Origin of the sequence: Saccharothrix sp. CCNWYY140 (assembly GCF_037401995.1) — a bacterium.
GTDB lineage: Bacteria > Actinomycetota > Actinomycetes > Mycobacteriales > Pseudonocardiaceae > Actinosynnema.
Genome location: NZ_JBBEGC010000191.1, coordinates 1 through 10,373, shown reverse-complemented (window position 1 = coordinate 10,373; position 10,373 = coordinate 1). Strand labels below are relative to the sequence as shown.

Genomic DNA, 10,373 nt, shown 5'->3' with positions numbered 1-10,373 from the left:
CCTTCGGGCAGGCCATACGGGGATGACGGAAGAAGCCCAAGTTGGGAGGTCTGCTGCGCGAGCTACTTCGAAAAGCGCGCGCCTGTGGGCGCGAAGGGCTGTGCCGGGGGGAGAGCGTGCCCTGCGCCTCTGCGGCTTGCGCATTACTCGTCTAGCGGGCGTACCTCAGCCAGACCGCCGTGTCGGGGGGCAGCGCGCCGTCCGCCAGTGGTCCGCTGGACAGCAGCACCCCGTCGTGGTCGGGTAGCTCGACCGCCTCGCCGGACAGGTTCAGCACGCACGCGAACCCGGGTTCCCGGGTGAACGCCAGCACGTCCGGCCCGAGGTCCAGCCACTCCATGCCGCCGTCACCCAGCGCGTCCTCGGCCCGCCGCAACCGCAGCACCTCCCGGTACAGCGACAGCATCGAGTCCGGGTCGCCCTCCTGCGCCGCCACCGACAGCCCCGCCCAGTGCGCGGGTCGGGGCAGCCAGGACGGACCGTCGTCGCCCCACGGGATCGGCACCCGGCACCCGTCCCGGCCCCGGTCGGTGTGGCCCGACCGCTCCCACACCGGGTCCTCGCGCAGCTCGTCGGGCAGGTCGTCGACCTCCTCCAGCCCCAGCTCCTCCCCCTGGTAGACGTACACGCAGCCGGGCAGCGCCGTGGTCAGCAGCGCCGCCGCCCGCGCCCGCCTGGTGCCCAGTTCCAGGTCGGTCGGGGTCAGGTGCTGCCGGCGGCCGAAGTCGAACGACGTGTCGGCCCGGCCGAACCTGGTGACGTGCCGGGTCACGTCGTGGTTGGACAGCACCCACGTGGGCGGCGCGCCGACCGGGGCGTGGGCGGCCAGGGTGGCGTCCACGACCCGGCGCAGCTCGGCGGGGTCCCACGGGCAGCACAAGAAGTCGAAGTTGAACGCCGAGTGCAGCTCGTCGGGCCGTAGGTAGAGCGCGAACCGCTCGGGGTCGGGCAGCCACATCTCCCCCACGAAGACGCGCTCGTCGGGGTACTCGTCGAGCACCGCCCGCCAGGACCGGTAGATCTCGTGCACGCCGTCCTGGTCGGAGTACGGGGTGTCGGCGTCGGGTCGGCTGAAGTCCTTGACCAGGCCGTCGGCGACGTCGATGCGGAACCCGTCGACGCCCCGGTCGAGCCAGAACCGCAGCACGTCCTCGAACTCCGCCCGCACCTCCGGGTTGGTCCAGTTCAGGTCGGGCTGCTGCGGGCTGTAGAGGTGCAGGTACCAGGCGCCGTCCGGGGTCCGGCTCCACGCGGGGCCGCCGAAGCGGGACTGCCAGTCGTTGGGCGGCTCGTCGCCCTCGTGGAACCAGAACCGGTCCCGACCCACGCCCCGCAGCGCCTCCTGGAACCACGGGTGCCTGTCCGAGCAGTGGTTCGGGACGATGTCGATGATGATCCGCAGGCCGAGGGCGTGTGCCTCGCCGATCAGCTTCTCCGCCTCGACCAGTGTGCCGAACACCGGCGCGATGTCGCGGTAGTCGGCGACGTCGTACCCGCCGTCGGCCAGCGGCGACGGGTACCAGGGGCTGAGCCAGAGCGCGTCCACCCCGAGGTCGGCGAGGTGGGGCAGGCGTCGCCGCAGGCCCGCGAGGTCGCCGACGCCGTCGCCGTTGCCGTCGGCGAAGCTGCGCGGGTACACCTGGTAGATGGCCGCACTGCGCCACCAGTTCATGTGGGGTCCTTCCCTGAGGTGGGGTTCAACCTTTGACGCCACCGGCGGTCAAGCCCGCCAGGACGTGGCGCTGGAACACCAGGAACAGCCCGACCACCGGCGCGCTCGCGAGCACCAGGCCGGCGAGCATGAGGTCGACCGGTGTGTCGGGGGCGAAGCGCTGCAACGCCACGCTGAGCGTCTGCCGCGCGGGGTCGGAGAACACCAGCAGGGGCCAGATGAAGTCCTTCCACGCGGCCACGACCGCGAAGATGGACACCACGGCCAGGATCGGCCGGGACAGCGGCAGCACGATGCGCCACAACAGGGTCAGCTGCCCGGCGCCGTCGATCTTGGCCGCTTCCAGCACCTCCACGGGCAGCTGGTCGAAGAACCGCTTGAGCAGGAACACGGTGAACGCGTTGGCCGCACCCAGCAGCCACAGCGCGACCGGGTTGTTCAGCAGTCCGAGGTCGGCGATGGTGAGGTAGGTCGGCACCAGTAGGACGGCCGCCGGCATCATCAGCGTGAGCAGCATCATGCCGAGGATCCCCTTGCCCAGCACCGGTTTGAGCCGGGACAGCGCGTAGGCGGCGGGCACGTCGACCGCGAGCTGCACCGCCCACGTGCCGACCGCGACGACGATCGTGTTGAGGAAGTAGCGGCCCAGGTCCATCAGCCGCCACGCCTCGACGTAGGTCTCCGGCTGCCACGTCAGCGGCAGCACGGTCGGCGGCACGCGGGCCAGTTCCACCGCCGGTTTCATCGCCGAGATCACCACCCACAGCAACGGCAGCACGAACACCACCGTGACGACGATCGCGGTTGCCGTCAGGGCGATGGCGTACCCGGTGCGCGAACGTCCCGGCGCGACAAGGGTTCTCACGCGTCGGCCCTCCTCGTGACGCGCAGGTAGAGCGCGGTGAACGCACCGAGGACCAGCAGCAGCAACAGGCTCAGCGCGCTGGCGGTGCCGAAGTCGTTGTAGTAGAAGGCGTACCGGTAGAGCAGGAGCAGGACGGTGACCGTGGAGTCCTGCGGTCCGCCGCTGGTCATCACGTACGGCTCGGTGAAGACCTGCATGGTCGCCACGACCTGGAGCAGCAGCAACACCAGCAGCACGAACCGGGTCTGTGGGACGGTGACGTGCCACAGCCTGCGCAGCACTCCCGCGCCGTCCAGCTCCGCCGCCTCGTACAGCTCGCCCGGGATGGATTGCAGCGCGGCCAGGTAGACCAGCGTGGCAGTGCCGAGGTTGGCCCAGGTGGCGACCAGGACCAGGGAGAGCATCGAGGTGGACGTGTCGTCCAGCCAGCCGAGACCTGGCAGCCCGAGCCCGCGCAACGCGGTGTTGAGCAGGCCCGGACCCGGGTCGTAGAGCCACTTCCAGACCAGCGCCGCCACCACCGGCGGCAGCATCACCGGGAGGTAGACCACCAGCCGGAAGTACGCCTTGAAGTGCCGCAACTCGTTGAGCACGACCGCCAGCAGGAACGGCACCGCGAAGCCGAAGACCAGCGCCAGGACGGTGAACAGCAGGGTGTTGCGCCACGCCACGGCGAACAGCGGGTCGGCGAACAGCCGCTCGAAGTTCTCCCAGCCGACCCAGGTCGGTGCGGCCACGAAGTCCACCTGCTGGAAGCCCAGCACGACCCCGCGGGCGATCGGGTACCAGGAGAACACCGCGAAGCACAGCAGGGCGGCGGACAGGAACCCGTACGCGGTCAGGTTCTCCGCGACGCGGCGGCGCATCACTTGACCTGCGCCAGGACCGGGTTCACCTTGGCTTCCGCGTCCGCGAGGAGCTTGGCGGGGTCGGCGTCGCGGTCGGTGAGCACGGCCTGCACGACGTTGTCGAGGATCGCGTAGACCTGCTGGGCGTTGGGCGGCTCGATCGACCCGTCCGGTGTCGAGTCCACATAGGACTTGAAGTTCTGCACGGGCACGGTCGCGTTGGCGACCTTGAGTTCGTTCTGCTTGGCCTTGACGTCCCCGGTCCAGATGTCCGCGACCGGCGGCACGGGGAGGCCGATCGGCTGACCCTGTTCCTTGTAGCGCTTGAGGTTCTTGTCGAAGCGGTCGGGGTTGAGGTACTTCCAGCCGATCCACCTCAGTCCGGCCTTGATCTTCTCCGGCGTGGCCTTGGGGTTGAGCATGTAGCCCTCGCCGCCGATCAGCGTGCCCTTGCCGTCCGGGATGGCGGTCAGGCCGTAGTTCGCGTAGTCGCCCTTGAACTGGTTGACGATCGTCGGGACGTTGTCGGGGGCGGCCAGGTACATGCCGAGCTGACCCGCGCCCATCATCTGCTGGACGTCCTCGATGACCAGGAGCTGCTTCTCCCCCATCGTGCCGTCGCGCCAGCGCATGTCCTTGAGGTGCTGGAGGACTTGCCGACCCTTGTCGTTGTTGAAGTCCGCGACCCACTTGTCGCCGTCCTGACGGGCGACCTTGCCGCCCACGGAGTACATCCACGCCGTGAAGTGCCAGCCGCCCTGGTTGTTCTTGCTGTACTCCGCGAAGCCGACCTTGTTGCCGCCGAGCGCGGTGATCTTCTTGGCCGCTTCCTTGACCTCGTCCCACGTCTTGGGCGGGCGGTCGGGGTTCAGCCCTGCCTGCTGGAAGAGCTCGCGGTTGTAGAGCAGGCCCATCGAGTAGTTCGCGGTCGGGACGCCGAACACCTTGCCGTCCTTGGCGAACACGTTCCGCAGCTCCGGGCGGATCTCGGTGTAGTGCGGGAGGTCCTTGACGTAGTCGGTGATGTCCGCGGCCTGGCGGCGGGCGACGAGCTGGGCGGGGTCGGTGAAGTAGGCGTAGAAGACGTCTTCCAGCTGGCCGCCGGCGAGCTTGGCGGAGAACGTCTTCGGGTCCATGAAGCCTTCGTGCGGCTGGATGTCGATCTCGGGGTTGGCGGCCTCGAACTCGGCCACGTCCTCGTCGAAGACCTTGCGCTCGAACGCCTGCGTCTGCGGCGGCTGCCCGTTGACCGACAGGACCACCTTGCCCGGAGACCCGGTGTCGGCGGCGGACGAGCAGGCGGTGACCGCGAGGCTGCCGACCAGCAGCAACCCCGCCACTCTGCGGAGCCGGAAAGAGTTCATGGGGGCGGACCCTCCTCGTGTGGTGTGGCGCACACCGTAGGTCTAGTCCACAGGTTGCCGCAAGATGTCTACGAGACTTTGCAACTTGCCGACAGTGCCTCGTAAGCTACCTGGACGCACAACGACAACGCCCGGCGCGCACTTGCGCCGGGCGTTGTAGTCGTGGCTGGAGGTCGCGTCAGCGCGGGGCGGGCGCGGTCGAGGAGCGCACCACCAACTCGGGCTCGAACAGCAGTTCCTCGGTGGCCACCGACGTCCCGGCGATCTGGTTCGCCAGCAGCTCCACCGCCGCCCGCCCCATCGCCTCGATCGGCTGCCGCACGGTCGTCAACGGCGGCTCGGTGCACGTCATGAACGCCGAATCGTCATACCCCACAACGGAAACGTCGTGCGGCACCCGCAGCCCCTGCCGCCGCACCGCCCGGATCGCCCCGAGCGCCAACGGGTCGCTGGCGCACACGATCGCGGTCACCCCGCGCTGCACCAGCCGGGTCGCCGCCGCCTGCCCGCCCTCCAGCGAGAACATCGCGTGCTCCTCCGCCAGCTCCACCCCGGCCCGTTCGGCGCACACGGTCAGGGCCGCCAGCTTGCGCCGCGACGGCATGTGGTCGGTCGGCCCGAGCACGGCCCCGATCCGCCGGTGACCCAGCGCGACGAGGTGCCCGAACGCCTGCTCCACCGCCACCGCGTCGTCGCATGACACGCGCGGGAAGCCCAGGTCCTCCACGGCGGCGTTGACCAGGACCGCGGGCAGCTTGCGCCGGATCATCTGGTGGTAGTGCTCGTGCGACGCGTCGGCCTGCGCGTACTGCCCGCCCGCGAACACCACCCCGGACACGTGCTGCTCGAACAGCAACTCCAGGTAGTCGGCCTCGGACACGCCACCGGCCGTCCGCGTGCACAGCACCGGCGTGAACCCGCGCTGCGCCAGGGCGTTGCCGACGACGTCGGCGAAGGCGGGGAAGATCGGGTTCTGCAACTCCGGCAGCACCAGGCCGACCAGCCGGGCGCGTTCGCCGCGCAACTGCGTGGGCCGCTCGTAGCCGAGCACGTCGAGCGCCGTGAGCACCGCGGACCTGGTCGCGTCGGACACGCCGGGCTTCCCGTTGAGCACGCGGCTCACCGTCGCCTCGCTCACGCCGACCTTCGCGGCCACCTCGGCCAACCGCCGTTGCGTCATGGAGCAACTATACGGCAGGACTTGCGCGAATCTTGCGCGGACTTGCACTCCCTTGCAAGCTCGACCGCAGCCGGCAGCACGTGCGCGGGCGCGACCACCCGATCCACCAGCCCCGTCCGCAACGCCTCCGCGGCATCGACCCGGCGGGCCACCACGACACCCGTTCCCGTCACCCGGACGAGGTCACCACCCTCGGCCAACACCCGCCGGTCGCACGCGTCCGCCAGAACCGCCAGGTCACCGGACGCACTACCGCCGATCGCCGCCACCACCGGCACCGGCAACCGCGCCAACTCCGAGCGCAACGCCCGCAACTCCCGCACGTGCTCCCGCCGCGCCGACGGCGACACCCCGACCACACCCCGCACCGACGCCGCCGACACCCCGCCCGAGCACGCGTGCAGCACCAGCGCGCACACGTCAGTCAACGTCGGCAGCAGCGCACGCAACCGGGTGGGCGGTTCCCGGTCGAGCCGGACGACCGCGACGCCGTCCGCGACTTCCACTGAGACGGACATGAGGTCGCCCATCGTGGCGGAGTTTTCGCCCGGTTGTCATGCCGCTGACCACCATCGGGTGATGGTTGGGGTACAACATGGCGGTGAAGCGTGTTGTGTGGTCCGTGCTGGTGCTCGCGACGACGGCCGCGTGCGCGACGCCCGTCGCCGGCAAGCCGGTCGCGGGTCCGGTGACCACCCCGAAGTCCGACGCCGAGGTCGTGCGCTGGATGGACAACTTCTGCGGCGTGGCGAACTACCTCAGCGCGTCCGGCGGTTTCACCCTCGGCACGCCGCCCACCGACCCGGCGGAGGCGAAGAAGTCGCTCAGCACGTCCCTGGGTCGCGTGGTCGACGTGCTGAACGTCGCCGTGCACGACCTCGACGAGCTGACCCCCGCCCCGGCGGTCGCGGCGGACACGGCGGTGGAGGTCATCCTGGAGCCGCTGTCGAAGGCCCGGGACAAGTTCGCGCTCGCCAAGTCCACGGTGGACGAGGCGCCCGAGCTGACGCTGGAGGTGTTCGGCACGGTCAACCAGCACCTGACCGAGGCCGTGACGATGATGAACGACGGCGTGGAGCAGGTCTCCCTGGTCTCCCTGCCCGACGACTTCCGCGAGGCCGCCGGCCAGGCCAAGAACTGCACCAAGTAACCACGCGGACGCCACAGCCCGCGGCCTCCGGCCCCCGCTTCCATGATCCCACGCACCACCGACAATTCCGACCCAGCGGCTCTCAAGGAGCAGGTCAGAGCCTGCCCCCGGCAACAGGCAGCCTTCGGTCACAGGCAGCCCCCGGACACAGACAGCTCCGTGCAGCACCGTCCCCCCGCTCAGAGCCAGCCTCGGCGCATGGCCTGCACCCCCGCCTGGAACCGGGTCTGCGCCCCGCACCGGTCCATGAGCTGCCGGACCCGCCGCTGCACCGTCCGAGGCCCCAACCCCAGGTGCCGGGCGATGCTCTCATCCGTCAGCCCTGCCGCCAGCAGGGCCAGCAGCTGCGTGTCGACCTCCGCGCCCGACGCGCCCGGGTTGAACGGGATGGAGTTGTCCCAGTACAGGTCGAACATCGAGGTCAGCACGTCCAGCAGCGGGGACGGGCGGATCAGCAGGATCTGGTCCACCGTCGTCCGCACGGACACCGGCAGCACGGCCACCCGGGCGTCCACGACGGCCAGCTTGAACGGCAGCGTCGGTGTCACCCTCGCCCGCTCGCCCGACGCCACCAGCTCCGCGATCTCCGCCAACCGGCCCGGAAGCTCCACGCTCGACCGGTCATATATGACCCGCCACTGCACCTGCCTCCGGCGCGTGTCGACCTCCAGCGCCACGTGTTCCTCCACCGGTGAGATGTACGGCGGCTGGTCCAGCACGCACACCTCCGACCGTGCGCCCGCCAGCAGCGCCTGCCACAGGTCCCGTACGGCGTCCGCGCCGTTCACCACCTCCACCATCGCGGTGTCGTGGTGGTGTTCGGCGCGGTTGCGCAGGTAGGCGTCCATCAAGGGGGCGGCTTCGGCCCTTGCGCGGCGGTGGCCGTCCTCGCGGGACGCGATGAGCATCTCCACCGCCAGGTCCGGCGGCACCGCCTGCCACACGTCCGTGTCCACCCGCCGGACCACGCCCAGCCGGTGCAGCGCCTCCAGCACCTCGGGGCGCGTCTGGGCCTCTTCGACGGTGCACGAACCAATGTGCACCAATCGCTCGTAGACACGGGCCTGCTCGTCGGGGACACCAAGGTGCGAGAACACGAACCCATTGTCCCTGATGAACCACTCAGCCCAACAACGCTAGGCCATTCAGTCCAACCAGCTGACGTAAACACGACAGTGACGCGAAACTGCCGCGTTCCGCCTCTGTGCCAATCGCCGTCGACCTGCCTACCTTTCACGCACTTCGCAGCCGGTTCAGACCCCTGACTCCCTCGCGGCAGGCGAAGTCCCTGTAGGTGGAAGGAAATCCCTGTGAACGGAATGCGACGCTCCGCGCTCTGCGCCGCCGCCGTCTCCGCCACGCTGCTCACCGGCACCGTGACGATGACGGCGACCGCCGCGCCCGCGGAACCGCAGGCGTCGCCGACGACCAAGCCCTACGAACGGCTGATCGTCGGCTACAAGTCCACCGCCGCCGAGGCCCGGTCCGACCAGGCCGCCGCTTCGGACGCCGACGCCAAGGGCGACAAGGTGGGGCGCGACCTCAACCTCCAGCGCCGCCTGGGCACCGGCGCGACCGTCGTGGACCTGGGTGGCGCCGACGCCGCCACCGCCGCGAAGGCCCTGGACGAGTTCCGCGCCGACCCGGACGTGGCCTACGTCGAGCCCGACCTGATGATGCAGCCGCTGGCCACGCCGAACGACACCGAGTACGGCCGCCAGTGGGACCTGTTCGAGGCCACCGCGGGCATGAACGTGCCCGGCGCGTGGGACAAGGCCACCGGCAAGGGCGTGACGGTCGCGGTGATCGACACCGGCTACGTGTCGCACTCCGACCTGGCGGCCAACGTCGTGACGGGCTACGACTTCGTGTCCGACGCCTCGCGGGCTCGGGACGGCAACGGGCGCGACTCCGACCCCTCGGACAACGGCGACTGGATGAAGGTCGGCGACTGCGGGACCGACCTGTTCGGCAACCCCATCCCGGCCAAGGACCAGGACTCGTCCTGGCACGGCACGCACGTCGCGGGCACCATCGCCGCGGCCACGAACAACACCAAGGGCATCGCGGGCATCGCGTACGAGGCGAAGGTCCAGCCGATCCGCGTGCTCGCGCAGTGCGGCGGCAGCACCTCCGACATCGCCGACGCGATCATCTGGGCGTCCGGCGGCACGGTGGCGGGCGTCCCGGCCAACCCGACCCCGGCCAAGGTCATCAACATGAGCCTGGGCGGCGAGTCGGCGTGCTCGTCGACCTACCAGAACGCGATCAACTCCGCGGTCGGCCGCGGCACCACGGTCGTCGTCGCGGCGGGCAACTCGAACAAGGACGTCTCCGGCTTCACCCCGGCGTCGTGCAACAACGTGGTCACCGTGGCGGCCTCCAGCCGCGCCGGCGACCGGACGTTCTACTCGAACTACGGCACCAAGATCGACATCACGGCCCCCGGCGGCCAGACCCGCAACGCCAACGACACCCCCGGCACCATCACGACGCCGGAAAACGGCATCTGGTCCACGCTGAACACCGGCGCCACCACCCCCGGCAGCGAGAACTACGAGCCGTACCAGGGCACCAGCATGGCGGCCCCGCACATCGCCGGCCTGGCGGCCCTCCTCGTGCAGGCCAACCCGTCCCTGACCCCGGCCCAGATCGAATCCCTGATCAAGACCAACGCCCGCCCCCTCCCCGGCACCTGCACCGGCGGCTGCGGCGCGGGCTTGGCCGACGCGACGAAGACGGTCGCAGCAGCAGGCGGCGGCACCACCCCGCCCCCGTCGGGCTTCTTCGAGAACACGACGAACGTGAACATCACGGACAACGCCACCGTGACGTCCTCCATCGCCGTAACGGGCCGCACCGGCAACGCCCCGTCGACCCTCAAGGTCGGCGTGGACATCAAGCACACCTACCGAGGCGACCTGGTGGTCGACCTGGTGGCCCCGGACGGCACGACCTACCGGTTGAAGAACTCGTCGTCGAGCGACAGCGCGGACAACGTGGTGACCACGTACACGGTGAACGCGTCGAGCGAGCTGGCGAACGGCACGTGGAAGCTCCGAGTGCAGGACGTGTACTCGGGCGACACGGGCTACATCGACGTCTGGAACCTGACCTTCTAGACGTCCGAGGGGTAGGTGCCCGGTCCCGCCTGCACGGGACCGGGCACTTCACACACACAGCCACCACCCACGGTCTTTTCGCGCCGAAGGCGCAGGGCAGGGCTCCCAGCCACAGGAAGGGCCTCGGTTTCTTCCCCCGTACGGCCTGGGCGCAGCCCAACCACGCTTCGAC

At 70.0% G+C, this 10,373-nt stretch carries 9 protein-coding genes; 2 read left to right on the top strand and 7 right to left on the bottom strand.

The genetic code is table 11. The features are described from left to right. Positions 1 to 151: 151 nt before the first annotated feature. The 6 genes from WBN91_RS37550 to WBN91_RS37525 form a co-directional block, all read right to left on the bottom strand. Positions 152 to 1,672 (bottom strand): glycoside hydrolase family 13 protein, encoded by a 1,521-nt coding sequence (locus WBN91_RS37550; protein ID WP_337729058.1) that lies wholly within the window; start codon positions 1,670 to 1,672, stop codon positions 152 to 154. 25 nt (positions 1,673 to 1,697) lie between these two features. After that, a complete protein-coding gene (locus tag WBN91_RS37545) occupies positions 1,698 to 2,537 on the bottom strand; it encodes a carbohydrate ABC transporter permease (RefSeq protein ID WP_337729057.1) in 840 nt (279 codons plus the stop codon). Continuing rightward, the gene (locus tag WBN91_RS37540) at positions 2,534 to 3,403 is read right to left on the bottom strand and encodes a carbohydrate ABC transporter permease (protein WP_337729056.1); all 870 of its coding nucleotides are present in this window, start codon (positions 3,401 to 3,403) and stop codon (positions 2,534 to 2,536) included. The genes WBN91_RS37545 and WBN91_RS37540 overlap by 4 nt, the downstream gene beginning before the upstream one ends. Then, positions 3,403 to 4,749 (bottom strand): ABC transporter substrate-binding protein, encoded by a 1,347-nt coding sequence (locus WBN91_RS37535; protein WP_337729055.1) that lies wholly within the window; start codon positions 4,747 to 4,749, stop codon positions 3,403 to 3,405. Before WBN91_RS37535 ends, WBN91_RS37540 begins: the two co-directional genes overlap by 1 nt. Positions 4,750 to 4,927: 178 nt before the next feature. Continuing rightward, positions 4,928 to 5,929, bottom strand: coding sequence for a LacI family DNA-binding transcriptional regulator (locus tag WBN91_RS37530; protein WP_121227718.1), 1,002 nt, complete (start codon positions 5,927 to 5,929; stop codon positions 4,928 to 4,930). Further along, a complete protein-coding gene (locus WBN91_RS37525; protein WP_337729054.1) occupies positions 5,926 to 6,447 on the bottom strand; it encodes an enoyl-CoA hydratase/isomerase family protein in 522 nt (173 codons plus the stop codon). Before WBN91_RS37525 ends, WBN91_RS37530 begins: the two co-directional genes overlap by 4 nt. Before the next feature lie 83 nt (positions 6,448 to 6,530). Between WBN91_RS37525 and WBN91_RS37520 the strand changes: the two genes are divergently transcribed. Further along, entirely contained in the window at positions 6,531 to 7,079 is a 549-nt protein-coding gene (locus WBN91_RS37520) for a hypothetical protein (RefSeq protein WP_337729053.1), read from the top strand. A 179-nt stretch (positions 7,080 to 7,258) separates the two neighbouring features. Here WBN91_RS37520 and WBN91_RS37515 read toward each other — a convergent pair whose 3' ends face one another. Then, on the bottom strand, positions 7,259 to 8,176 hold the full coding sequence (locus WBN91_RS37515; RefSeq protein ID WP_337729052.1) for a LuxR C-terminal-related transcriptional regulator: 918 nt from the start codon (positions 8,174 to 8,176) through the stop codon (positions 7,259 to 7,261). A 222-nt stretch (positions 8,177 to 8,398) separates the two neighbouring features. Between WBN91_RS37515 and WBN91_RS37510 the strand changes: the two genes are divergently transcribed. Then, positions 8,399 to 10,201, top strand: coding sequence for a S8 family serine peptidase (locus WBN91_RS37510; RefSeq protein ID WP_337729059.1), 1,803 nt, complete (start codon positions 8,399 to 8,401; stop codon positions 10,199 to 10,201). Positions 10,202 to 10,373 lie beyond the last annotated feature (172 nt).